Origin of the sequence: Nevskia ramosa DSM 11499 (genome assembly GCF_000420645.1) — a bacterium.
Classification (GTDB): domain Bacteria; phylum Pseudomonadota; class Gammaproteobacteria; order Nevskiales; family Nevskiaceae; genus Nevskia; species Nevskia ramosa.
Genome location: NZ_ATVI01000006.1, coordinates 582,859 through 605,999, shown reverse-complemented (window position 1 = coordinate 605,999; position 23,141 = coordinate 582,859). Strand labels below are relative to the sequence as shown.

At 65.0% G+C, this 23,141-nt stretch carries 21 protein-coding genes; 5 read left to right on the top strand and 16 right to left on the bottom strand.

Annotated elements, in window-relative coordinates; translation table 11 throughout:
• Positions 1-123 precede the first annotated feature (123 nt).
• Together G513_RS0109555 and G513_RS22335 are read left to right on the top strand one after the other, a co-directional pair.
• A complete protein-coding gene (locus G513_RS0109555) occupies positions 124-1,230 on the top strand; it encodes a 3-deoxy-7-phosphoheptulonate synthase (protein ID WP_022976616.1) in 1,107 nt (368 codons plus the stop codon).
• A gap of 161 nt (positions 1,231-1,391) precedes the next feature.
• The gene (locus G513_RS22335) at positions 1,392-2,468 is read left to right on the top strand and encodes a CE1 family esterase (RefSeq protein ID WP_156891513.1); all 1,077 of its coding nucleotides are present in this window, start codon (positions 1,392-1,394) and stop codon (positions 2,466-2,468) included.
• Between the two features lie 163 nt (positions 2,469-2,631).
• Here the strand turns inward: G513_RS22335 and G513_RS0109545 are convergent, their stop codons facing one another.
• The 10 genes from G513_RS0109545 to G513_RS0109500 all read right to left on the bottom strand — a co-directional run bounded on the left by G513_RS0109545 (position 2,632) and on the right by G513_RS0109500 (position 15,412).
• Entirely contained in the window at positions 2,632-3,213 is a 582-nt protein-coding gene (locus tag G513_RS0109545) for an RDD family protein (protein WP_084711429.1), read from the bottom strand.
• Positions 3,214-3,459: 246 nt separating this feature from the next.
• Positions 3,460-5,454 carry an SDR family oxidoreductase gene (locus G513_RS0109540; RefSeq protein ID WP_022976613.1) on the bottom strand — a complete coding sequence of 665 codons (1,995 nt, stop codon included), beginning with the start codon at positions 5,452-5,454 and terminating at the stop codon, positions 3,460-3,462.
• A gap of 140 nt (positions 5,455-5,594) precedes the next feature.
• A complete protein-coding gene (locus G513_RS0109535) occupies positions 5,595-6,371 on the bottom strand; it encodes an Aq_1264-related membrane protein (protein ID WP_022976612.1) in 777 nt (258 codons plus the stop codon).
• Positions 6,372-6,387: 16 nt separating this feature from the next.
• Positions 6,388-7,128 carry a hypothetical protein gene (locus tag G513_RS0109530; RefSeq protein ID WP_022976611.1) on the bottom strand — a complete coding sequence of 247 codons (741 nt, stop codon included), beginning with the start codon at positions 7,126-7,128 and terminating at the stop codon, positions 6,388-6,390.
• A 110-nt stretch (positions 7,129-7,238) separates the two neighbouring features.
• The gene (locus G513_RS0109525; RefSeq protein WP_156891511.1) at positions 7,239-8,936 is read right to left on the bottom strand and encodes a hypothetical protein; all 1,698 of its coding nucleotides are present in this window, start codon (positions 8,934-8,936) and stop codon (positions 7,239-7,241) included.
• An 8-nt stretch (positions 8,937-8,944) separates the two neighbouring features.
• The gene (locus tag G513_RS0109520; protein ID WP_022976609.1) at positions 8,945-11,353 is read right to left on the bottom strand and encodes a hypothetical protein; all 2,409 of its coding nucleotides are present in this window, start codon (positions 11,351-11,353) and stop codon (positions 8,945-8,947) included.
• Positions 11,354-11,496: 143 nt separating this feature from the next.
• The gene (locus G513_RS0109515) at positions 11,497-11,931 is read right to left on the bottom strand and encodes an HIT domain-containing protein (protein ID WP_022976608.1); all 435 of its coding nucleotides are present in this window, start codon (positions 11,929-11,931) and stop codon (positions 11,497-11,499) included.
• Between the two features lie 9 nt (positions 11,932-11,940).
• Positions 11,941-12,228: a helix-hairpin-helix domain-containing protein gene (locus G513_RS0109510; RefSeq protein ID WP_022976607.1), complete on the bottom strand. Its 288-nt coding sequence runs from the start codon at positions 12,226-12,228 to the stop codon at positions 11,941-11,943.
• 3 nt (positions 12,229-12,231) lie between these two features.
• Complete coding sequence (locus G513_RS22330) at positions 12,232-14,865, bottom strand: PQQ-dependent sugar dehydrogenase (protein ID WP_022976606.1); 2,634 nt, start codon at positions 14,863-14,865, stop codon at positions 12,232-12,234.
• Between the two features lie 103 nt (positions 14,866-14,968).
• Positions 14,969-15,412 carry a hotdog fold thioesterase gene (locus G513_RS0109500; RefSeq protein ID WP_022976605.1) on the bottom strand — a complete coding sequence of 148 codons (444 nt, stop codon included), beginning with the start codon at positions 15,410-15,412 and terminating at the stop codon, positions 14,969-14,971.
• Positions 15,413-15,524: 112 nt separating this feature from the next.
• Between G513_RS0109500 and G513_RS0109495 the strand changes: the two genes are divergently transcribed.
• Positions 15,525-16,166 carry an NAD(P)H-binding protein gene (locus tag G513_RS0109495; protein ID WP_022976604.1) on the top strand — a complete coding sequence of 214 codons (642 nt, stop codon included), beginning with the start codon at positions 15,525-15,527 and terminating at the stop codon, positions 16,164-16,166.
• A gap of 18 nt (positions 16,167-16,184) precedes the next feature.
• Here G513_RS0109495 and G513_RS0109490 read toward each other — a convergent pair whose 3' ends face one another.
• Positions 16,185-17,090 (bottom strand): LysR family transcriptional regulator, encoded by a 906-nt coding sequence (locus tag G513_RS0109490; RefSeq protein WP_022976603.1) that lies wholly within the window; start codon positions 17,088-17,090, stop codon positions 16,185-16,187.
• 126 nt (positions 17,091-17,216) lie between these two features.
• On the opposite strand from G513_RS0109490, the gene G513_RS0109485 reads away from it, so the two are divergent.
• Positions 17,217-18,092: an oxidoreductase gene (locus tag G513_RS0109485; protein ID WP_022976602.1), complete on the top strand. Its 876-nt coding sequence runs from the start codon at positions 17,217-17,219 to the stop codon at positions 18,090-18,092.
• A gap of 138 nt (positions 18,093-18,230) precedes the next feature.
• The gene (locus tag G513_RS22325) at positions 18,231-19,376 is read left to right on the top strand and encodes a mechanosensitive ion channel family protein (RefSeq protein WP_022976601.1); all 1,146 of its coding nucleotides are present in this window, start codon (positions 18,231-18,233) and stop codon (positions 19,374-19,376) included.
• 66 nt (positions 19,377-19,442) lie between these two features.
• Here G513_RS22325 and G513_RS0109475 read toward each other — a convergent pair whose 3' ends face one another.
• From G513_RS0109475 to G513_RS0109455, 5 genes are all read right to left on the bottom strand, one after another.
• Positions 19,443-20,330 carry a polyphosphate kinase 2 family protein gene (locus G513_RS0109475; RefSeq protein WP_022976600.1) on the bottom strand — a complete coding sequence of 296 codons (888 nt, stop codon included), beginning with the start codon at positions 20,328-20,330 and terminating at the stop codon, positions 19,443-19,445.
• Positions 20,327-21,112 (bottom strand): PAQR family membrane homeostasis protein TrhA, encoded by a 786-nt coding sequence (trhA, locus tag G513_RS0109470; protein ID WP_022976599.1) that lies wholly within the window; start codon positions 21,110-21,112, stop codon positions 20,327-20,329. Before trhA ends, G513_RS0109475 begins: the two co-directional genes overlap by 4 nt.
• Positions 21,078-21,548: an NfeD family protein gene (locus G513_RS0109465; RefSeq protein ID WP_022976598.1), complete on the bottom strand. Its 471-nt coding sequence runs from the start codon at positions 21,546-21,548 to the stop codon at positions 21,078-21,080. Before G513_RS0109465 ends, trhA begins: the two co-directional genes overlap by 35 nt.
• A 25-nt stretch (positions 21,549-21,573) precedes the next feature.
• A complete protein-coding gene (locus G513_RS0109460; RefSeq protein WP_022976597.1) occupies positions 21,574-22,527 on the bottom strand; it encodes an SPFH domain-containing protein in 954 nt (317 codons plus the stop codon).
• 131 nt (positions 22,528-22,658) lie between these two features.
• Complete coding sequence (locus tag G513_RS0109455; protein WP_022976596.1) at positions 22,659-23,099, bottom strand: SufE family protein; 441 nt, start codon at positions 23,097-23,099, stop codon at positions 22,659-22,661.
• Positions 23,100-23,141: the final 42 nt, after the last annotated feature.

The following is a 23,141-nucleotide window of genomic DNA, read 5'->3' as shown; positions in this document are numbered from 1 at the left end:
AGGATAAACAAAGCCTGCGTCGAGAGTCTTGTCCGGGCTGCGGGCCAGCCCCGGGGGTGATTGCTGCACAGCGCGTCTGCTAGCATCCGCGACCGGATTTCCGTTGCAAAAGAGAGTTTCACGATGAACACATCGCCATCGAACCCCGCCACCGCGGCCCGCCCGGCCACCGAGAACCTGCGCATCAAGTCGATCCGCGCAGTGTCGGCGCCGTCGCAGGTGCAGGCCGAACTGCCGATCAACGAAGCCGCCGCGCTGACCGTCGAAACCACGCGCCGCGAGATTCAGGACGTGCTCGCGGGCCGTGACGACCGTCTGCTGGTGATCGTCGGCCCCTGCTCGATCCACGATCCGAAAGCCGCGCTGGAATATGCCGCGAAGCTGAAGGCGCTGCGCCCGTCGCTGGCCAGGAACCTGCTGATCGTGATGCGCGTGTATTTCGAGAAGCCGCGCACCACGGTGGGCTGGAAAGGCTTGATCAACGATCCGAACCTCGATGATTCCTACGATATCGACACCGGCCTGCGCACCGCGCGGAAGCTGTTGCTGGAACTGAACTCGGACGGCATGCCGGCCGGCGTGGAATTCCTCGACATCCTGACGCCGCAGTACCTCGCCGACCTGGTGTCCTGGGGCGCGATCGGTGCGCGCACCACGGAATCGCAGCTGCATCGCGAAATGGCCAGCGGCCTGTCCTGCGCCGTCGGCTTCAAGAACGGCACCGACGGTTCGGTGAAGGTCGCAGTGGACGCCGTGCAGTCGGCGCGCGCGCCGCATCGCTTCCTGTCGGCGACCCAGGAAGGCCAGATCTCGATCTTCGAGACCGCCGGCAATCCGGACAGCCACGTGATCCTGCGCGGCGGCTCCACCGGCACCAACTTCGATTCCGCCAGCGTCGACGCTGCTGCTGCGGCGATGACCAAGGCCGGCATGCGGCCGGCGGTGATGGTCGACTTCAGCCACGCCAACAGCCGCAAGCAGCACCGCCTGCAGATCGAGGTCGGCCGCGATGTCGCCGGCCAGCTCGCCGAAGGTTCCGAGCGGATCATCGGCGTGATGATCGAAAGCCATCTGGTCGAAGGCCGTCAGGAAATCGGCCCGCGCGAGCAGATGGTCTACGGCCAGAGCGTCACCGACGCCTGCCTGGCCTGGGATGACACCGCCGACGTGCTGCGCACCCTGGCGGGTGGCGTCGCTGCGCGGCGTGAGCGGCTGGCGCGCAGCGCCTGATTGCGCAGTGCCGGCCGGTCTGGCCGGCATGAAGTTTGATGACTGATGACGGCCGCTTGGGGGAGCTGCCGTCATCGGGCTTGATGGTCAATGAATGGAATCCCCCGGTTCGTTGCGCAGCGCTCAAACCGACAATAACGCTCACTCAGGGGTCGTTCCGCATGTCCATCATCCTTTGCCCTGGCGCTCTCTGGCGCCGGGTCTGCCTGACTGTCGCTTCCTTGCTGACCTGCGGCACGCTGATCGCCACCGAGGCGATGGCCGCCGATCCCAGTCCGCCACCGCCCGTGATCGCGCTGCCGATCCTCGGCTCGCTGCTGCCGGCGCTGCCAGCCCTGCCGATCTTTGCCGACCTGACCCAGTTCTTCGGCGGGCTGGATCTGCTGCTGGTCCAGCTCGGCGGCGAGCGCATCGAGCCGACTGACGGCACCGAAACCTTCGAGGGCACCTACGTCCACGACGGGCTGACGCGCCGCTATGTCGGCGTCCGTCCGATCGGCGCCCCAGCCGGCGCCCCGGCGCTGTTGCTGCTACATCCGCTGGCCTTGCAGCCGGCACGCATGGCCAACCTGACCCGCGCCGGGCGCCTGGCCGCCCAATACGGCGCCTGGGTGTATCTGCCGGAGGCTTTCGGCGCCAACTGGACCGATGATCCGAACCGCCTCGGTGCCGATGACGTCGGTTTCCTCAGCGGCCTGATCAGCCGCGAGCAGGCCGCCAATGGCCTGGATGCCGGCCGGACCTACGTCGCTGGCTACTCCAACGGTGGCTTCATGGCCGAACGCCTCGCCTGCGAGCGACCACAGCAGTTCGCCGGCCTGGCCATGGTCGCCGCGACCCTGCGCAACTCCCTGGCCACGCGTTGCACCGGCGGTCAGCGCATGCCGACGGTGATGTTCTCCGGTACCAGCGATACGGTGGTTCCCTACACCGGGATGCTCGGCCAGTACAGCGTTCCGGATGCAGCGGCGTTCTGGTCGGTCAAGAACGGCTGCAGCGCCGGCTTCACCGATACCCGCCTGCCGAACACGGTCCTCACCGACGGCACCACCGTGAACCTGCGCCGCTACCGAAGCTGTCCGGACAGCGACGTGCGCCTGTACACCGTCAACGGCGGCGGCCACACTTGGCCTGGCACCAACTACGCCGGCTACACGATCGCGCTCGGCGCGACGACCTTCGATATCGATGCCACCTTGCTGTTGTGGCAGGTATTGGTGCCGTTCGCGCGGCCTTGAAGCGGCTGGCAAGCAAGGCAGAGTGTCAGGGCAGCGATTGCTTGGTGGTTTTCGGTAAGGGGCAAGCGGCCGGCGGATGGCCGCGCGTCCCACCTAGAGCAACGGTCGGCGCGTTGCGAAAGGCGGGATGCGCCTACGGCTTTCCCGCCCTACTCGAGCTAATCTACTGCCCGGAGGCATGACCGTCGGCTTGAACCGCTGGTTGGGCACGGTCTGTACGGATCACGACGGTACCAGCCATAAAGTCGTGAAGGGCGCGCCGTTGTTTGTTAGTGAGCATCACGACGAACTCGCTCCATAACCACACCTGCTCGACGAACACGACGCTCCTGTACCACCCCGGCGCCAAGTCGGTTAATCGTTTTACTCGCTGTGCTAGTCCCAGTGAGAAGTACTCTGCGTCGCTCATCTGCAACGCGGCGAGCACTATGCCTGCAGACGAGATGCAATACAGGGCTAGCGTCAGCGCGTAGCGAACAATTGCTTCCTTGTAACCCACATCCGTGCCGTCAGTTCTGACGATTTTGATCTTCAGTAGCTGCTTGCCGGGACTGCCCCCATATCGTTTAACGAGGTAGATGTAGAACCAGATGCTCACCACAAGCCATGGGGCATACATGATGAGTTGGCCGTGACGCGTGTGCGCGTTGACCCACAAACCTAAAGCCATGACGGGCGAGAGCGCGATGAAGTCCACCCAGAATGCGCCAAAGCGACGCCAGAATCCTGCGAACTCCATTCCCATCGTCCCCTCTCCTTAGTGCCCAACGCCGAAGCTCAGCCCGCGTAGGGCGGGAAAGCCGCAGGCGCATCCCGCCCTATCTTGCTTTGGCCCCCGCGAGGGCCAAAGCTGGCGGCTTCCTTTAGATCGCGCGAATTCGAGCCTCGAACTGTCGCCGCCTGAACCCGACGACCTTGCCGTCGATCCCCGGCGATGAAGCCGCCCTCTGGCCTATCGGCCATTCAACCCCTCGCCGGGTGGTCGTCGTGTTTACCAATGCTCGCCCTTGAACACATTCGCGAACACCACCTGTTCGAGGGTCGGCTTGTCGGCCTTCGAGTCCTTGTCCTTCGAGCCACGTGCGGCGGTTGATGACGGGAACAGCTGGAAGCCTTTCGACAGGATGTAGTCGTTGACCTTCGGCCAGATCGCATAGCTGACCGCAGCGGCAGTACCCAGAGTTGTCGCGATCGATTTCGGTTCGTCGAGGATCGCCTTGATCACGGTGTCGGCGGCGTCGTCCGGGGACCAGGTCGGCACGTAGCTGTAGATCTTGGTCGGAGCGATCATCGGCGTGCGCACCAGCGGCATGTAGATCACCGTGGTGCGGATGTTGCTGCCTTTCACTTCGGCCGACAGGCAGCGGGTGAAGGCATCGAGCGCGGCCTTGGAGGCGACATAGGCCGAGAAGCGTGCCGCGTTGGCCAGCACGCCGATCGAGCTGATGTTGATGATGTGGCCGTTCTTGCGCGCGGTCATCGTCGGCAGCAGCGCCATGATCAGGCGCACGGCGCCGTAGTAGTTCAGCTCCATGGTCCGCTCGAAGTCATGGAAGCGGTCGAAGCTTTCCATCACTGCGCGGCGGATCGAGCGGCCGGCGTTGTTGATCAGGATGTCGACGTGGCCGAAGTCGCGCAGCACTTTCGCGGCCATGGCGTCGATCGCCTTCATGTCGATCAGATCGCAGGGGTAGACATAGCTCTCGCCGCCGGCCCGGGAAATGATCTCCTGAGTTTCGATCAGGTTCGATTCGGTACGCGCCACCAGGATGACCCGGGCGCCGGCAATCGCCAGGTTCTTCGCGGTGGTGAAGCCGATGCCCGATGAGGCGCCGGTGACCAGGATCACCTTGCCCTTCACCTTGGCGATCAGCTCGGCACTCGGCTCGTAGTGGATGTCGAGGAACTGCTCCCAGTACGACCACAGGTGCTTCGCGTACTCGCGGAATTCCGGGCACTTGATGCCGGTGCCCTTGAGCGCGGCGCGGGCGTTCTTGTCGTCGAACACGGCACGGTTGGTGATGTAGCCGAGCACCGACAGCGGTGCGCCGATCGCCTTGGCGATCTGCTTCTTGACGCTGGCCGGCAAGGCGCCGCCCATCTGGCCGCCGAACTTGCGCATCGAGGCCGGCATCGTCGGCAGCTCGAACTTTTTCTTGAAGCGCGGCCCGTGGGCGGCCTTCAGGATCGACTGGATCAGGTCGCCGACGCTGGGGCTGTTCGACTGCACCAGATGGAAGGTCTGGCCGTTCAGGCCGTCCTTGTGGGCGATCGCATCGAGCGCATCGGCGATGTAGTCGACCGGCGCGATCGGCACCTTGCCGCCTTCGATGCCGAGCAGTGGCAGCCACTTCGGAATCCGGTGGCTGAGCTTCTGGATGGTCTTGAAGAAGTAGTAAGGGCCGTCGATCTTGTCCATCTCGCCGGTCTTCGAATGGCCGACAACAGCACCGGGACGATAGACCCGGAACGGCACCTTGGCTTCGTCACGGACGATCTTCTCGGACTGGAACTTGGTCCGGAAGTACGGATGCTTGACCGGCTGGCCTTCGTCGAACATCGCTTCGGTGAAAGTGCCGACGAAATCGCCGCCGGCCACCGCCACGCTCGACACGTGATGCAGCACCACGTCGCCGCCCAGACTGTTGGCGAAGGCCACGGTGTTGCGCGTGCCTTCGTTGTTGATGCGATCGCCGGTCGCATCGTCCATGTTCATGTCGTAGACGGCGGCCAGGTGAAACACGTGTCCGACCTTGCCCTTCAGCTTCTTGAGCTCCGCGGCGGACACCAGGCCCGGCGTGGTGATGTCGCCAGCGACCATCTGCAGCCGGTCGCCGGCATCACCGTAGCGCTCCTGCAAGGCGGCGAACTTGTCTTCCGAAGATGCGCGGACCAGCACGTGGATGGTGGCATCCGGGCGCGCCAGCAGGCGCTCGATCAGATGCTTGCCGATGAAACCGGTGGCGCCGGTGACGAAGTAATTCATGTCTGCTCCTGAACCTTTTTCTGGGACCGTGTGGAGGTCGTTGCTTCGGCCCTCTGCGGCCGTTCAGCGTTTTCTAGGGGTTGCTGTGCGTTCATCGTACGAGAAACGCTTTGCTGCGACCGTGGCCGGTCAATGCCCGATCAATGTTTGTCTGCCTGCTGCGCACGCCGTTGTGCGAGCCGTTCGTCCTTGTCCTTGTCGCTGCCCCAGATCACTTCCGGGAACAGCAGCACCCGCAGCAGACCGATCAGCATCCAGCCGTAGCTGATGGTGAACAACAGACCGCAGAACAGGCTGATCCATTCAAAGTTCGCCGACACGAACTTGATGCCCCACCAGGAGATCACGTCGGTGAGGCTGGCCGCGAGGCCAACCGGAAACACCCACTGGTAGAGCTTGAGCTGGTTGAACTGCAGCGAGAACGGAATGCCGACGATGAAGAAGCTGGTGGTGAAGCCGAACAGGTGGGCGTGGCTGAAGGCAATGAGCTTGCCGAGCGACATCTGCTCGAAATAGGCACTCGCCGAGCCGTGCAGGTTCAGCTGGTAGGAAATCTCCGAGGCGCCGAACACGAAGGCGATACCGAAGATCACCACCGCCATCGCGATGCCGCGCTTTGCGGCTGGCGGGAAGTTGCGCAGGTTGATGTCGATCGAATGCGAAGAGAACGGCACCAGCCGCCAGATGATCAGGTTCAGCGCGAAGAAGAACGCGGCCAGCGCGATCGGCCCGCCGATGGTCTGCCAGGCCGGCTTCTCCGGCGGCAGTACGACGACTTCGGCAGCGGCGACGGGCTGGTCGCTGAAGAAGTCGAAGCCGTCCTTCGCTGGCTCCGCGGGCGCAGCTTCGCTCGTCGCCGGTGCGGTATCGGCCGCAAGCGACGTTGGACTGGCCAGACAGGCCAGCGTCAGCAGCAATGCGGCGAGGCCTGACCTAAGCATTCTTCAGGCGCACGAACAGCAAGGTGCCGGCCTTCTTCACCGCCGCCGTGATCACCGCATCGAGATCGCTGCCGGTCGCCGCCGGCAGCTTGTCTACCGGCACGCCCTTGAACGTTGCGTAGACCTTGCTCTTCGCGGCGTCCGGCACCTGCCGGGTATTCATTGGCTCGACGCTGGCAACGGTCAGCGCGCGGTCGGTGGTCAGCAGCAGGTAGAACGGCTTGCCCTGATATTCGGCGGCGAAGATCAGCGCGGTGCCAGACGGACGCTGATCGGCCAGCGGGATGTAGATGGTGTTGTCGTCGGCCTTGCTCAGGGTCGCGCCGAGCGTGGCGGCGCGGGCGACATCGGCGTCGCTGAGCAGCGCGTCCTTCGGCAGCCAGGTCTTCACGCCTGGGAAGCGGGCCTGCACTTCCTTCGGGATCAGGCTCAAGGCGTCCAGCCAGTCGCCGGGTGCTTTCGGCGTCGAGGTCTTCACGCCGGGATTGGCTTTCGCGATGGCCTCGTCGGCGTTGGCAAAGCCGTCGCCATCGGCATCCTGCTTGTCGATCGCCTTGAACGCCGCGAGGTCCTTGCCGGCTTTCTTGAACGCTTCGCCGTAGGGATTCAGCGCGGTGCCGCCGCCATCCTTGTGGCAGGCATTGCAGGATGGCGCGTAGCCGAACTGCTGCTTGTACATCAGTGCGAAAACCGGCTGGGCCGGGGCCGCTGCGCAGACCATCAACAGGGTCATCCCGGCGAACGCCGGGATCCAGGGTCGACGCAGGCGCAGAACCGCAGAACGGGATTCCCGCCTGCGCGGGAATGACGAGGGTTTTGAGTGGGTCATGGATTCAGCCAGCCTCAGAAATCGAACATTCCCGGCACCACCGCCCGCATCTGCTCGAGCAGTTTCGGATTCTGCGCCAGAGCTGACTGCAAGCGCTCGTGCTGCAGCGAATCGGCCGGCGGCATCAGCTTGTTGGCCTTGTCGGTGCCCTGGTAGCGCGGCCAGTCCAGCGCCTCGCGGATCGCGTCCTTGGCCTTGATGTTGGCGAGCACGGCGGCTTCGTCCGGACCGCTCATGAAGTTCAGCTTCTTCGACGGATTGCCGCGATGGCAGGCGAAGCAGTACTGCTCGAAGTGCGCGAGCGGCGAACCGGCCGCGAGCGTCACCGGCGGCTCGCCGCTGGCGACCGGCGGGGACAGCTCGGCGGTATCGAGGCAGCAGTAGTTCAGCGGCTTGGCGCCGAGCACGGTCAGCAGCGCGTTCATCGTCCGCACTCGCGAATAGACGGCCGGCGCGAAGAAGGCGTCGTCAATCTTGTCGACCACAGACACGAGCTTTGCGGCATCGAAGCGGGCTGCAGCTTCCAGCAAGGAGCGATCGGCATCGGAGAACAGCGCGGCGAGCCCGTACACGCCATCGAGATCGGCGGCGTTCAGCACTCTTTTCGGTGGCCGTCGACTCAGGGGATCGAAGGCGGCCGTCAGCTTCGGCAGGCGGTCGAAGGCTTCGAGATCCTCGTTGGTCTTGGCGCCGTCGCCGGGTTTCGGCTGCCTCAAAGTCAGACTGCGCAGCCAGCCCTTGAAGCCGCGTGCTTCCTCGATCGGGTCGCGATTGGCGAGGTCGCTTTCGGCGACGGCGATGCCGTCCTTCGGCCAGCCCGCCGTCTGCAGTTCGCGCAGCTTCGCGGCCTCGGCGGATTGCGCATCGAAGCCGGCCGGATTCTCCAGCCAGGTCAGCGCGAGCTTCAGCATCGTCCGGCGGCAAGCGACCGAAGCGCCGCAGGCATCGATCCAGATGCGCTGCGTTGCCGGGATGAAGCCGCCGACATCGGTCAGCTGGTCGAAGCGCTCGGGCACGGCCAGCGGATTGCTCGGTGGCACGTCGAGATAGGGCTGGTCGTTGCCGCGCGCGGCCTGGATAGCCGCCGCGGTCGCCGGCGCGCCATTGGTTTCGTTCCACGGCCGCTGCGGGAAGATCGGCACGGCGCCCTGATGGCAGGTGGTGCAGATCGCGCGCTTGGCGTAGACCAGCTTGGGGATGCAGCCAGCGCAGTAGTTCTGCACCAGCTGGAATTCGTAGCGGCCAGCGGCCTCGTTGTAGCTCAGCACTTCGATCTCGCTGGCGTTCTCGACGAAGCCGAGGAACAGCTGGCCTCGTGGATTCAGGCCCAGCGACACCGGCGTGCTGGCGGCCTGAAAATCGGCGGCAGCGAGCACGCGCGGATGCGTGTCATCGGCCAGGCCCTTGAGCAGCGAGCGGCCATGCGGAATCAGCAGGGTCAGCGGTGGCGCCGCGTCCGGATCGTTCTTGCGGATCAGTTCGACGAGCTTCGGAAACGGATACGGAATCTGGCCGTTGGCGGCAATCAGATGATCGAACAGCGAGCGCGTTCCGGCCGGCGGCAGATCGTCGGACGGGATCAGCCGCGCGCTCGGTGAATCCGCGGCCAGCGCGCCCGGCTGCTTCGAAAGCTGGGTGATGCCGCTGCCTTCGTCGCTGCCGCAAGCCGCCAGCAGGCTGGCGACGAGGGCAACGGCAATGACGGCGCGCATCGCCTCGATCACATCAGCTTCAGGAATTCGCGCAGCGCCAGCTTGTCGGCCGGCGACAGGCTGACGCCGAACTGATGGCCCTTGTTCTCGATCGGGTCATCGCACTTCATGAATAGCGGATGGTGCGGATCGGCACTGGCGAAGTTGGCGATCGGCGTGCCTTTCGAGACCGGCAGCTTGAGCAGGCCCTGGCCGTCCTCGCGTGGTGCCAGCCAGAAGTCGCGGTCGATGACCGTCGACTTCTGCGGCCGGTGCGGCGTGATCGCCGGATTGTCCGAAGTCATCAGCTCGTCGAAAGCCTGCTCGAACTGCGTCACCCGGCCCTTGACCGTGTAGTCCAGCGTCTTGCCGTCGGCCAGCCGCGTCTGTTCGCCGATCGCGTTGTTGTGCAGGAACGGTGCGGTGGCCCAGACCGACAGCAGCGAGATGTTGCGGTAGTAGCCGGGTCCGCCTTCGATCTTGTGCTCGCCCATCTTGGTGCCACCGAGGCCCGGCACCATGCGGTTCAGCACGTTCGGCAGGCTGCCCGGCGACGGCCGGTTCTTGTAGTCCTCGCTGGAGAACTCTTCCCAGATATGGCCCTGGTTGTGGTTGTCGTGCAGCGCGCGGCACATGTTGGTGCCGATGATGTTGAACGGCGTCGGCTCGTCGTTGCCGAGCCAGTCCTGGCCGAAGACGTCGTCCTTGGCGAACTGTGCCGGGCGCAGCACGCCCTTCGCGTCTTTGGCCATGTGCTTGGCGATGAACGCCGGACTGGTCCGCTCGGCTTCGCTGAATTCCTGCTGCCAGCGCGCTTCGGAACCGAACACGTGGCCTTCGTAGTAACGCTCCAGCGCCGCCTTGTCCTGGCGCACGTTCTCCGGCGCCACCTGGGTGCTGTGGCAGCTCGCGCATTCGCGGGCGAAGACCTTGCGGCCTTGCGGCACCTTACTCAGATCGATGTAGTCGAGGCCGGCCTTGCCATCGACATCCTTCGCCGCCGGCAGATAGGTGGGGCCGCCGGTGATCAGGAACGCGGCGAGGTCGTCCATCTTGGCGTCGGCGTAGTTCCAGGGCTCGCAGTCACGCGCGCACTGGGCGATGCGAAATGGTTTTTGCGCCGCTTTCTCGCCGAAGAAGCTGCCGGGACTCGGGAAGTTCGGCGTCCAGCATTCCTCGGTGCACATGCCGATGTTGACGTAGACGCGGATCAGCGCGAGGTGATCGCCAACCGTATCTTCGCCGCCTTTCAGCACGTGCTGGGTGCGGCCTTTTTCGAGCTTGCCGGTGATCGGATCCTTGATCGTGTTCGTGAAGACACGCCGATTCTGGAAATCCATGATGTTGTTCTGAGTGCCCGGATTGTTCTGGAAATCGTTGGCGACGAGACTCGTATCGATGGTGCCGTTGCGGCCGGCCTGCAGCGCGATGCGGGCCAGCGAATCCTCCGGCGCACCCTGAAAGAACATGGTCGGCTGATTGATGTGCTGATTGCCGATGGTCGCCGACAGGTTTTCCCATTTCGGCAGATTCGGATTGACCGGCGGCCGGGTCGGATCGAAACCGACGTGGCATTGCACGCAGGGATGGCCGATCACGTAGCGCAGGTTCTTCTTCAGCTCATCGGCTTGGTACGGCGACTTGAGCGGATCGAAAACGATCTTGCCAGCCGTGTCCTTGGTCGGATCGGCCGTGTATTTGCGATAGCCGAGCACACCGCTGGAGTGTTCATCCGGGCAACGGTCCCACCAGTAGGTCGAGGCATCGCCTTCGCTGCAGTCCGGATCGTTGATCAGGCCGTATTTCTCGAAGCGCTTGCCGCGCTCGCGGGTGTCGAGCCAGGGGTACCAGATGTCCGCCATGCCGTTCGGCACGGTGCGGGCGAAGTGCAGGTAGATCTCGTCCTGGTTGCCGAAGGTGCCCTTGAACCAGACGTCACGGCCGCGCCGGGCCTGGGCGCGCAGCGCTTTCGCCTTGGCCGGATCGGTGGCTTCGACGTCCTTGAACAGGGTGCCGACATAGCGGCAGGACTCGGTGTCGTAACCGGTGGGCTGCGGCTCGCCGCAAGGCGGCGGTGCGGCCTGCGGGATCGGCGCGAACTTCCAGCTGATCGGCCCCTGCCAGTCGTGCGTGTAGTGCTGGCCGCCATCGGGCCAGACCTTGCGGGCGGCGAGGGTCGCGTAGAAATTTTCGTCGTACCAGGCGCGCTTTTCATTGAGCTGCGGCGTGCCCTTGTAGGTGCCGAGCGGCAGCAGATCGCGCTTGGCGAGATCTTCCAGCGACACCGAGCGCAGGGTCATGCCGTAAGAAGTATCGGCCGCCGGCGGCGTTGTCACTGTCGAGGGAGCTTCAGGCTTCGCCGGCTTGGTGGCAGCACTGGCGAAGGACAGCATCAGCACCGCGGCCAGGACGGCCGCAGCAGACAATTTCCGGTTCATTTGCAGCCCCTTTTTACGCCCTGGGGCGCGCTCTTGCGGCGCGCTGGTGCACGAGTGTATCAGCGGTGCTGCGCTTTTCCATACTGTGGCGTACTGAACTCGAAATGTCTGGATTGCGTGAACGCCGTTCTGGCGACGACTGTTCAGTCGGCGGGATTCAGCGTCTCGCCCAGCAGTTCACGCAGCGTCCTGATTCGTTCCGAACGCGCGGTCTCGTCGTAATCGATCGCCGGCACCCGCCCCCAGACCGGCGCCGGCCATGCGGCGTCGGTTTCAAAGCGGGCGATATGGTGGACGTGCAGTTGCGGAACCATGTTGCCGAGCGCGGCGATGTTCAGCTTGGTCGGCGCGAACGCCGTCATCAGCGCTCGCGACAGCAGCATCGATTCGCACAGCAATTGCTGCTGATCGGCCTCGCTGAGTTCGTGAATCTCGCGGATATCCGCACGGCGTGGCACCAGGATCAGCCAGGGATAGTGGGCGTCTTTCGACAGCAGCAGGCGGCAGAGGACGAAATCGCCGACCGGGACGGTGTCGGCCGCCAGTCGCGGATGCAGGGACCAGATGGCGTCGTTCATTGTTCGGGTTCAGAGATCGGGATGCAGGCGCTTGCGCTCGGCGGTGTAGGCCCACCAGGGCTTGGCGGCGGCGCCGTTGGCGAAGTCGACCGCCGCGATGAAGGTGTCGAGCACGCAGGGATCTTGGCGCTGGCCGGTCAGCTTGCAGAGCTTGCGATACAGCCGCAGCGGATCGGCGCCGCGCAAGTCCTGCGGCTGCTTGAGGCCGAGTTGCACGAAGTCGCCCGCCATCGCCGGGCCGATGTTCGGCAGATCGGTGAAGCGCCGGGCTTCGGTGATGTGGCGGGCTTTACTCATCGCTCAGGGCGCTCCGGAGTCGATCCACTGGCCGATCAGCGCAACACCATCGGCATCGACGACATGGCTGGCGATGTTCGGCATGCGGTTGTCGTCGAGACGGCGCATGCGTTCCCAGATCAGGCTGGATTCCTTGCTGCCGGAGGCGATGCGGCGGGCGTTCGGCAGGCCGAGCGAGGTGCCGCTCGGCGGCACGTTCAAGGTGCGAGTTGCCGACATTGCGGTGGTGGCGCGGAGGTCCATGTCGACCGGCGTCGGGCCAGTGGGCTGGTGGCACTGGGCGCAGTTGGTATCGAGGTAGGCGCGGGCGCGGCGGCTCAGCGTGGTGGTGGTATCGGCCGGATTGGCCAGCGTGCGGTACTGGCTGCTGCTGCCGATGTCGCGATCGAACAGGCCGACATGGTTGTAGGCGCGCAACTGGTTATCGGTGACCCCGCTGGGGAATTTCTGGCTGCGGTTCATCTGCTGGGTCTTGATGCCGAGCACGAAGCCGGCGGCGCTGTTGTGGCAGTTCAGGCAGGCGCTGCGGCTGGGGTACTCGTAAACCTGCGTCGCACCGCCGGCGACGGTGAGCGTTTCGAACTCGGCGTTGGCGAGCAGATCGGCATCGCTGCCGGCAGCATTCCACTTGTAGGTGTAACCGGCCCAGCCATCGGCCTGATGGACGAACACCCGGGTTTCCAGTCGCCGCGTGCGGCCGTTGGCGAGGCGGATCTCGAAGTGCTTGACGGTGACCGTGTCGGCCGGGAAGGTCCAGGCGCGATCCGCCGTGAAGCCGATCAGGCCGTTGTTCGGCAGCGCCAGCCAGCGCCGCTTGGTCGCGCCATCGGACCAGAACGTGGCCTTGACGCCGTATTCGATCAGGCCGGGATTCGGCGTCAAGTTGGTCAGATTGCTGAACAGCCCGGTCTGCGACAGCTTCTGCGGAAACGTCGGACCCGGCGTCGTGCCGGTGCCGCGCACCAGCTTGTAGATGCGGCCGTCGTAGGAGGTGATGTAGACCTCGCCGCTGGCGTCTTCGCCGAACGAGCTGGGATTGCCGGGAATCGGAGCCAGCGCCGTCGGCTTGGCCGGTTCGCCGCTGGCTGGAATCGACAGCAGTGTCGACGAGCAGAAATCCGAGAACAGGTACTGGCCGATCAGCGCCGGAATCGCGCTGCCGCGATAGACGTAGCCGCCGCTGATGCTGCAACCGGTGGCGTGGTCGTACTCGGCGACTGGATCGATGAAGTTGTTGCCGGCCGGCTTCGGAACATCGGCAGTCGGATAGCCGTGCCGGCCTTCGCGAACGCTCCAGCCGTAGTTGCCGCCGCGGCTGATGACGTCCACCTCCTCGTAATTGTTCTGACCGACATCGGCGGCCCAGAGCCGGCCGGTGGCGCGGTCGAAACTCATCCGGAACGGATTGCGCAGGCCATAGGCCCAGATCTCGCCGCGCCGTCCGGCTTGGCCGGCGAAGGGATTGTCGGCCGGGATGCTGCCATCGCGGTTCAGGCGCAGGGTCTTGCCGAGCAACACGTTCAGGTTCTGGCCGTTGGCCATCGGATCGCCGGCATCGCCGCCGTCACCGGTGGCGATGTAGAGCTTGCCGTCCGGGCCGAAGCCGAGCCAGCCGCCGTTGTGGTTGGCGAACGGCTGGGCGAATTCGAGCAGCTCGGTTTCGCTCGCCGGATCGGCAACGTCCCGATTGGCGCTGACGCGGAAGCGGGAAATACGGGTGCGCAGCGCGCCGCCGAGCGGGTTGTAATTGATGTAGAACCAGCCGTTGCTGCTGTAGTCCGGATCGAAGGCGAAACCGAGCAGGCCCAGTTCGCCGCCGCTTTGATTGACCTTGCCCCGCAGGTCCAGAAAGGTTTTCACCACGGTGGTTGCCGGATCGTTCGCGAACACCTGGATCAGGCCCGGCTGGGTCGCGACGAACAACCGGCCGGTGTCGGCCGGTGGTGCGGTGACGAACAGAGGCAGCTGGAACAGCAGGTTCGGGAAGGCGTTGGTGATCGCCACTTCGCCCTGCTGCACGCTCTGCGATGGGAAGGCCAGCGGCGCCAGCACCGGGCGGCTGCTCAGGCCGTACGGCGCGGTCGCGGGATTGACGGTGATCGCCACCGTACGATCGACGCGCCCGCCACCACTGACCCGGCAGCGCAGATCGTAACCAGAGATGCCGACCACGGTGGGCGTCACCACTTCGCTGCCGCTGAGTGGCTTGCTGCCGGACCAGGCATCGCTGGCGGTGCAGGACGTGGCGTTCTTGCTGACCCAGCTCAGCGTGGCCGACTGGCCGAGCGTGATCGTCGTCGGGCTGGCGCTCAGCGTCAGTTCGGGTGCCGGCGGCACGACCACGACACTGACGCTGCTGCTCACCGAGCCACCGCTGCCGGTGCAGCTCAGCGTGTAGGTCTTGGTGCCGGCGGTCGGCTTGCTGACGCGCGTTCCGCTCGTGGCCTGGCTGCCGCTCCAGGCGCCGCTGGCGGTACAGGCGGTGGCGCCGGTCGATGTCCAGCGCAGCGTCGTCGAGGCGCCGAGCGCGATGGTCGTCGGCTCGGCGGTGAAGTTCAGGGTGGGTACCGCGGCCTGCGCCATTGGCGTCAGCAGGACAAGGCTCAGAATCAGGCCGACAGCGACAGGTAGACGCATGGGACGACCCTCATCGGAAGAGTCGCAATCTGCCGATAGCCTCAGCCCGCAGTCAAGCCGTCAAAGGCGTGATCGCCCGAACCCTGGTTGCCCGGAAAAGCGGTCAGCCGGCAGGCTTCGCCTTGTCGATGGCGATCACCGAAACGGTCAGTCGCGAGATGCAGACCAGCCGATCCTGCTCGTCGACGATGCGAATTTCCCAGACCTGCGTGCTGCGGCCGATATGCAGCGGCCGCGCGGTGCCGATGACGATGCCGCTCGTGGGCGGGCGAATGTGGTTGGCGTTGATGTCCAGCCCCACCGGCGCACCGGTGCCCGGAGGAATGCATAGGAAGGCGGCGATGCTGCCGAGTTCTTCGGCCAGCACGCAGGATGCTCCGCCGTGCAGGCGACCGAACGGCTGCACGGTGCGATGGTCGACCGGCATCGTGCCGCGCAGGTAATCGACGCCGATCTCGGTGACTTTCAGGCCGAGATGGCCGCCGAGGCTGTTCGCGGGAATCGGCCATTCCTGGCCGATGGTGACGGGCTGTTTCCAGATGCTCATGTGAACGACGAAGGGATGCAGAAGTAGGGCCGCCACTTTAACGCGACTGTTCGGGCCGCCTGACCCGCTCGCTTACACTCGTCCCTCTGATTGACTGGCTACCGGATCGTCCATGGCTCGCATCGCTCTCCTCGTTGGTGCCACCGGCCTGGTCGGTACCGCACTGCTCGACCGGCTGCTGGCCGCACCCGAATACGCCACGGTAATCGTGCTCGGACGCCGCGCGCCGACGCTCGGCCACGCGAAGCTGCGCTTCGTGCAATCCACACTCGAAAACCTGGATGACCTCGCCGATCCGCTGGTCGCCGACGATCTGTTCTGCTGCCTCGGCACCACGACCAAGGCCGCCGGCGGCAATGCCGGGTTGGAGCGGGTCGACTACACGATGGTGCTGGCCGTGGCTCGCGCCGCGCAGGCGAGTGGCGTGACGCGCTTCTTCGGCGTGTCCGCCGCCGGAGTCAGCCCGACCTCGCTGGCGTTCTACTCGCGGCTCAAGGCGCGCATGGAGCAGGACGTGGCGGCGGTCGGCTTCGCATCCACGCAGTTCTTCCGGCCGTCGCTGCTGCTGGGTGCGCGCAGCGAATCCCGTCCTGCCGAAGCGTTCGGCCAGAAGCTGGCGCCGCTGCTGTCGCCGCTGTGCGTGGGCCCGCTGCGCAAGTACCGGCCGATCACGGCGGAAGAAGTCGCCGATGCGATGCTGCTGAAGGCGCGGCAATCGGCCAGCGGCGTCCAGGTGCACGACCTGCCGCTCTGAGGCGACAAGTGCGCTCGTTCAGCCGGCGCGTTCCGCGTTGTCGTCCTTGACGAACTCGATGAACGCCTTCAGCGCTGCCGGCTGCTGGCGGCGGCTCGGGTGGTACAGGTACAGGCCGGGATAGTCGGGACACCAGTCTGCGAGCACGCGCTGCAGGCGGCCTTCCTCGATCCACGGCAGTACGCGGGCTTCGAACAGATAAGCCAGGCCATTGCCGGCGAGTGCGGCTTCAAGCACCAGGTCCCAGTCGGTCAGCGTCAGACGGCCATCGACCTCGATGCTCAGCTCGGTGCCGCCGCGCTCGAATTCCCAGCGATACAGCGCGCCGCTCAGGAAGCGCTGACGGATGCAGGGATGGGCATCCAGATCGCGCGGTGTCTGCGGAATGCCGTAGCGCTGGAAATGCTCCGGCGTGGCGACCACCGCCGAGCGCTGCCGGGGGCCGATCGGCAGGGCGATCATGTCGCCGGCCAGGGTCTCGCCGAAACGCAGGCCGGCGTCGAAGCCGGCACCGACGATATCGACCAGGCCATCGTCGACGACGATTTCGAGGCGTACATCCGGATAAGCCTGCAGGAACTTGGTCGCCACCGGCAGCAGCGCCAGCTGCACGGCGGCACGGCCGGCGTTGATGCGCAGCGTGCCGGCCGGTTTGCCGCGCAGGGCGTTGAGGTCTTCGAGTGCGTCCTGGATGTCGCGAAAGGCCGGTAACACGCGGGCGTACAGACGCTCGCCGGCCTCGGTCAGGGCGACGCTGCGCGTGGTGCGGTTGAAGAGCCGCAGATCGACGCGCTCTTCGATGACTCTCAATGCATGGCTGAGCGCGGACGGCGACACGCCCAGCTCCACCGCCGCCTTGCGGAAGCTGCGATGGCGGGCAACGGCCAGGAAGGCGGACAGATCGGACGGGGAAAGACGGCTCATTACTGAATATATCTCAGTAGATCATCAAAAACTGGACTGATTGTCTCAACAGTACCTCAGGCCTACCGTGCTTGCACCCCGGCAAGGCACCCGAACCGGCCTCGCAATCTCTCCAGGAGCAACACCATGAACAACGACAATTCCAAGGCCGCGACGACCACTCAGCCCCGCGTCTGGTTCATCACCGGCGCCTCTCGCGGTTTCGGCGCGCTGATCGCCGAGCAGGCCCTTGCCGCTGGCGACGCGGTAGTCGCCACGGCTCGTAACCCGGCGACGGTCACCGCCCGCCTCGGCGAGCATCCGCGCCTGCTGCCGGTCGCGCTCGACGTGACCCGCGACGATCAGGTGCATGCGGCCGTCGCGCAGGCCCTGAAGCAGTTCGGCCGCATCGACGTGCTGGTCAACAACGCTGGCTACGGCCTGCTCGGCGCGGTAGAGGAAGCCAGCGCCGAAGAAGTGCAGAAGGTGTTCTCCACCAATGTCTTCGGCCTGCTGGCGGTGACCCGCGCGGTGCTGCCTCAGATGCGCGAACAGCGCAGCGGCCACGTGATCAACCTGTCGTCGATCGGTGGCTATTCGGCGGCGTTCTCCGGCTGGGGCGTTTACTGCGCGACCAAGTTCGCGGTCGAAGGCATCAGCGAATCCCTGGCGATCGAACTGGCGCCGCTGGGCATCAAGGTCACCGTGGTCGAGCCCGGTTTTTTCCGTACCGATTTTCTCGACGACAGTTCGCTGGTCAAGGTTGTGCAGAACATCGGCGACTATCACGACACTGCCGGGGCGATGCGCGCCTTCGCGGCCGACCACAATCACCAGCAGCCGGGCGATCCGGCAATGCTCGCGGTGGCGATGATGCAGCTGGTGAACTCAAAGAATCCGCCGGTGCGTCTGCCGCTGGGCAGCGATACGGTGGCGCGCATCGAGAACAAGAACGCCAGCGTGATGAAGGAACTGAACCAGTGGCGTGCGCTGGCACTGTCGACCGACTTCGCCGCAGGCTGAGCCTTGTGCTCGGATCGTGGTCGGGGCGCTGATGCCCGAGCACGATCCGAAAGCATTGGCTCCCGGGAATCCATCATCCAGGCACGCTCTCTGCAAGGCTGCAGGTGAGCGCAACCCGCCTGGGAAAGGATTCTCGTCGTGCAAGATTTTCTTCAATACCTGCGTAACGAGGCGCCGCCGTGGGCGCTGACCGGCACTGCCGCTGCGGGAACCCTGCTGGTGGTGCTGCTGGTCATGCGCCTTCTGCGCGCGGCGGCAACACGTGCCACCAGTCATCTCACGATCCTGGGCTTGATCGTCCGGCGCACGAATACGCCGGTGACGACCCTGGCGGCATTTACCGCGCTCGGGCTGGTGTGGCAGGCCGCTGCGGACGAGTTGCCTTTGATCGGCCCGTTGCGGCATACCACCGGCGTGCTGTGGATCGGCGCGATGACCTGGCTGCTGCTGCGCTGCGTGGCCGTGACCGGCGAAGCCATCGTTCAGCTCAACCCCTACGCCAACGCCGCCGACAACCTGATCGCTCGCACGCGGCTCACGCAGGCACGAGTGCTCACGCGCACGCTCTACGTGGTGATCCTGATTCTCGGCGTATCGATTGCACTGATGACCTTCCCCAGCGTGCGTCAGGTGGGGACCAGCCTGCTCGCCTCGGCAGGCATCGCGGGTCTTGCGATCGGTCTTGCTGCCAAGCCGGCGCTCGGCAATCTGCTCGCCGGTCTGCAACTCGCGCTCACGCAGCCGATCCGCATCGACGACGTCCTGGTGCTGGAAGGCGAATGGGGACGAGTGGAAGAAGCGACCGGCACCTACGTGGTGGTGGCGATCTGGGATCAGCGCCGGCTCATCGTGCCGCTGCAGTACTTCATCGAGAAACCCTTCCAGAACTGGACGCGCCAGAGTTCGGACATTCTCGGCACCGTGATGATCTGGGCCGACTACCGTCTGCCGGTGGACCCGATCCGCAGCGAGGTCACGCGACTGTGCAAGCAGGACAAGGACTGGGACGGCCGCGTGGGCATCGTGCAGGTCACCGATACCAGCGAATCGCAGATGCAGTTGCGCGTGCTGCTTTCTTCTTCAGATTCGGGGCGAAACTTCGACCTGCGCTGCCGCGTCCGCGAAGGCGTGATCTCGTTCATCGCGCGTGAATTCCCTCTGTACCTGCCGCATCTGCGCGCCGAAATCATGAAAGGCCAGACACCGGAAGGATCGGCGCCGCCACCGCCCGATGCCGACACGCCGGCCACTTCGCCCACGCCGACCGCGCCCAACGCGGCTTGAGTCGTCGGCGATTTCAGATACTTGAAAGCCTGCAGTGGAATGTCGATTCCATCTGCAAGCTAGGCCTTAGGTGAACTCGTCCTCGAGCCGTTTCCGCAGTTCCGCGAATTGCGCCAGCTGTTCATCGCTCGAAACCGGGTATTGCAGGTTCATGCTTTCCAGCGTGCGAACGATGATGTCGGCAACGGCTGCACGCATGTACGGCTTCGAGTCCGCGGGAATCGCGTACCACGGCGCCCAGGGGCGTGAGGTTTCGTTGAGTGCGTCTTCGTAGGCCTGCATGTAGTCATCCCAGTGTTCGCGCTCGGCCACGTCGGCGGCTTCGAACTTCCAGTTCTTCTCCGGTTCGTTCAGGCGGGCGAGGAAGCGCTGGCGCTGTTCTTCCTTGGAGACGTTGAGCCAGAACTTGAGGATCACCGTGCCGTTGCGGGCCAGATGACGCTCGTGATCGCGGATCGAAGCGTAGCGCTGCTTCCAGAATTTCTTCGGATGCTTGCCGGTGCTCAAGCCCTGCGCGTCGAGGAACTGCGGATGCACCTTCACCGCCAGCACTTCTTCGTAGTAGCTGCGATTGAACACACCGATGCGGCCGCGCTCGGGCAGGCGGCAGGCGGTGCGCCATAGGAAGTCGTGATCCAGCTCCTCGCTGCTCGGGCGCTTGAAGGCATGCACCTGGCAGCCGGCCGGATTGACGCCGGACAGCACGGCGCGAATCGTCGAATCCTTGCCGGCGGCGTCCATCGCCTGGAACACCAGCAACACGGAGTGATGATCGTGAGCGAACAGGATCTTCTGCAGATCGTCGAGCTTGGCGATCTCGTCGCGTAGCCGGTCCTTCTGCACGTCGTCGTCCGCTGCACTCTTCGGCGGCGCGGTGCGCGCCTTGTCGACGCGGAAGCTGCCGTCATCCGGCACCAGATAAGGGCTGTCGTCGACGATCGGTTTCTTGCTCATGGCGTCACCGGATTGCTGGGTCCTGGAAGGACGTAGAACAGCACGCTGAAGTAATGAAAGATGCTGCCGGCAAGCACGAACAGATGCCAGATCGCATGGTGATAACGCAGGCGGGTCGAGGCATAGAAGATGGTGCCGAAGCTGTACGACAGGCCACCGGCCAGCAGCAGCCACAGGCCGCCATCGGGAATCGCCGCGATCATCGATTTGCCGGCGACCACGCCGCACCAGCCCATCAGCAGATAGACCGCCAGCGACAGCCATTCGAAGCGGCCGGTGGTGAAGATCTTGAAGACGATGCCGACCGTGGCCAGGCCCCAGACGAAAATGAACAGGCCGATGCCCCAGGGGCTGTCGCGCAGCGCCAGCAGGGTGTACGGCGTGTAGGTGCCGGCGATCAGTACATAGATCAGGCAGTGGTCGAGCACCCGGAAGATGTGCTTCGGCCGTGGCATCGGAATGCTGTGGAACAAGGTCGAGGCCGCGTACATCAGGATCAGCGCGGCGCCGAAGATGCTGCTGGCCACCAGTTCCCGGGTGCCGCCGTAGAGCACCGAGCGCGCCACCAGCACGCACAGGCCGACGATCGCCAGCAGCGCGCCGAGGCCGTGGGTCAGGCTGTGGACCAGTTCCTCGCCGAAGCTATAGAGATTGTGGGTCGCTTCGCGGATCGCAGCGATGGCGCGCTGCTCGCCGGCGGGCGCGATATCGGCGTCGGCATCCGGTTCCGGCGAATGGGGTTGAAGTTCAGGAATGACGAGGCTCCACGTGTAGTGCTTCAACTTTCAGGGTCGCGCCATCGGCGCCGATCACTTTGACCAGGCTTCCGGCCTTCAGTGCCGGGCCGGATACGCGCCAGACGGAATCATCGAGCCGCGCCTGGCCGATGCCGTTCTCGATGTCCGACACCAGGGTCAGCTCGCGGCCGATGGTGTGCCGGCCGCGCTGGTTCAGGCCGTTGTCTTCGGCATCGTTGCGGGTCAGCGGCCGGTACTTCAGCCACAACACCACCGCCGCCAGCGACAGCACCGCGAACATCACGATCTCGCCGGCCCAGCTCAGGCCCGGGATCAACCAGGCGGCCAGGCCGGTGACGAAGGCGGCGAAGCCGATCCACATGAAGAAGGTGCCCGGCGTCAGGATTTCGGCGACCAGCAGCAGGAAGCCGAGCACCCACCAGTGCCAGAACACGAAGCCGTCGCTGAGGATTGCGTCCATGAGTCTTGCTCCCGTTCGAGGCGACTCAGTACTTGGTGGTGGCTTGCGACGACGCTGCTTTCGCGAGATCGGCAATGCCGCCGATCGCGCCGATCACGCTGGCGGCTTCCAGCGGCATGAACACCAGCTTCTGGTTCGGGCTGGTGGCGATGTCCTTCAGGGCTTCGATGTACTTGGTGGCGACGAAGTAGTTGATCGCCTGCACGTCGCCCTGGGCGATGGCGGCGGAGACGCGCGCGGTTGCATTGGCTTCGGCTTCGGCCTGGCGCTCGCGGGCTTCGGCATCGCGGAACGCGGCTTCCTTGCGGCCTTCGGCGTCGAGGATCGCCTGTTGCTTCATGCCTTCGGCGGACAGGATCTGCGCCTGCTGCGCGCCCTGGGCCTTGAGGATCGCGCTCTGCTTCATGCCTTCGGCTTCGAGGATCGAGGCGCGCTTGTCGCGCTCGGCCTTCATCTGCCGGCCCATGCTTTCGACCAGATCCATCGGCGGCCGGATGTCCTTGATCTCGATGCGGGTGACCTTGATGCCCCAGGGCGAGGTCGCCTGATCGACCACCGCCAGCAGCCGCGTGTTGATGTGATCGCGCTGGCTGAGCAGCTCGTCGAGATCCATCGAGCCCATCACCGTGCGCAGATTGGTCTGGGTCAGGTTGAGGATCGCGTACTGCAGGTTCTGCACTTCGTAGGCAGCGCGGGCGGCGTCGAGCACCTGATAGAACACCACGCCATCAACGCCGACCATGGCGTTGTCCTTGGTGATCACTTCCTGCGACGGCACGTCGAGAACCTGCTCCATCATCGACAGCCTGCGGCCGATGCGATCGACGAAGGGCACCAGCCACTGCAGGCCGGGCGTGAACGTTGCGCGGTACTTGCCGAAGCGTTCGATCGTGTATTCCGTGCCTTGCGGCACCGTGACCACGGCCTTGAACAGCGTGACAAGGGCGAATGCGAGCAGCGCCAGCGCAAAGATCGACATGGGGTTACTCCGGTAGTCCCGTCGATTCTACCCGCCGATCCGTGAGCGCCTTGTGTCGCCGGTGATTCCGCAGGGCGGGCCTTGCCTGCCGGCGCCGTCAGCGCATCAAGGAACAGGGGGCGCGGCCCGCCCTACCTCGCCGCTTCGGCCGCCATCGCCTTGATGCGCTCGACCATCGCGTAGAAGCCATTGCGGCGGTTCATCGACAGATGGCTTTCCAGGCCCAGCTGCGTGAACGCGGCCTTGATGTCGGTATCGAGTACCTGTTGCGCGGTGCGGCCATCGGTCAGCGCCAGGATCAGCGCGATCAGGCCCTTGACGATGTGGGCGTCGGAATCACCGCGCAGATGCAGGCGGGAATCGTCCCCGACTTCGCCGGCCAGCCACACCTGGCTCATGCAGCCGCGCACCTTGTTGATCTCGCTGTGCTCGGCGTCCGGCATCTCCGGCAACTTGCGGCCGAGTTCGATCAGGTAGCGATAGCGCTCCTCCCAATCGCCGAGCATGTCGAAGGTATCGACCAGTTCCTGCAGCGCTTCGTTGTCTTGCGTGTTCAAGCGTCCGTCTTTCATGTCTTCGCGTACCTGAACCATGTTACGGCGAAACCGGCTGGT

What these genes read in the sequence shown, in the direction of transcription:
- G513_RS0109510 (WP_022976607.1), bottom strand. Translation starts at nt 12,228, where the DNA reads ATGAGTAAAGCCCGCCACATCACCGAAGCCCGGCGCTTCACCGATCTG.
- G513_RS0109455 (WP_022976596.1), bottom strand. Translation starts at nt 23,099, where the DNA reads ATGAAAGACGGACGCTTGAACACGCAAGACAACGAAGCGCTGCAGGAA.
- G513_RS0109490 (WP_022976603.1), bottom strand. Translation starts at nt 17,090, where the DNA reads ATGAGCCGTCTTTCCCCGTCCGATCTGTCCGCCTTCCTGGCCGTTGCC.
- G513_RS0109500 (WP_022976605.1), bottom strand. Translation starts at nt 15,412, where the DNA reads ATGAGCATCTGGAAACAGCCCGTCACCATCGGCCAGGAATGGCCGATT.
- G513_RS0109515 (WP_022976608.1), bottom strand. Translation starts at nt 11,931, where the DNA reads ATGAACGACGCCATCTGGTCCCTGCATCCGCGACTGGCGGCCGACACC.
- G513_RS0109540 (WP_022976613.1), bottom strand. Translation starts at nt 5,454, where the DNA reads ATGAATTACTTCGTCACCGGCGCCACCGGTTTCATCGGCAAGCATCTG.
- G513_RS0109465 (WP_022976598.1), bottom strand. Translation starts at nt 21,548, where the DNA reads ATGGACGCAATCCTCAGCGACGGCTTCGTGTTCTGGCACTGGTGGGTG.
- G513_RS0109485 (WP_022976602.1), top strand. Translation starts at nt 17,217, where the DNA reads ATGAACAACGACAATTCCAAGGCCGCGACGACCACTCAGCCCCGCGTC.
- G513_RS0109555 (WP_022976616.1), top strand. Translation starts at nt 124, where the DNA reads ATGAACACATCGCCATCGAACCCCGCCACCGCGGCCCGCCCGGCCACC.
- G513_RS22330 (WP_022976606.1), bottom strand. Translation starts at nt 14,865, where the DNA reads ATGCGTCTACCTGTCGCTGTCGGCCTGATTCTGAGCCTTGTCCTGCTG.
- G513_RS0109520 (WP_022976609.1), bottom strand. Translation starts at nt 11,353, where the DNA reads ATGAACCGGAAATTGTCTGCTGCGGCCGTCCTGGCCGCGGTGCTGATG.
- G513_RS0109460 (WP_022976597.1), bottom strand. Translation starts at nt 22,527, where the DNA reads ATGTCGATCTTTGCGCTGGCGCTGCTCGCATTCGCCCTTGTCACGCTG.
- G513_RS0109545 (WP_084711429.1), bottom strand. Translation starts at nt 3,213, where the DNA reads ATGGGAATGGAGTTCGCAGGATTCTGGCGTCGCTTTGGCGCATTCTGG.
- G513_RS22335 (WP_156891513.1), top strand. Translation starts at nt 1,392, where the DNA reads ATGTCCATCATCCTTTGCCCTGGCGCTCTCTGGCGCCGGGTCTGCCTG.
- G513_RS0109525 (WP_156891511.1), bottom strand. Translation starts at nt 8,936, where the DNA reads ATGCGCGCCGTCATTGCCGTTGCCCTCGTCGCCAGCCTGCTGGCGGCT.
- G513_RS0109495 (WP_022976604.1), top strand. Translation starts at nt 15,525, where the DNA reads ATGGCTCGCATCGCTCTCCTCGTTGGTGCCACCGGCCTGGTCGGTACC.
- G513_RS0109475 (WP_022976600.1), bottom strand. Translation starts at nt 20,330, where the DNA reads ATGAGCAAGAAACCGATCGTCGACGACAGCCCTTATCTGGTGCCGGAT.
- G513_RS0109530 (WP_022976611.1), bottom strand. Translation starts at nt 7,128, where the DNA reads ATGACCCTGTTGATGGTCTGCGCAGCGGCCCCGGCCCAGCCGGTTTTC.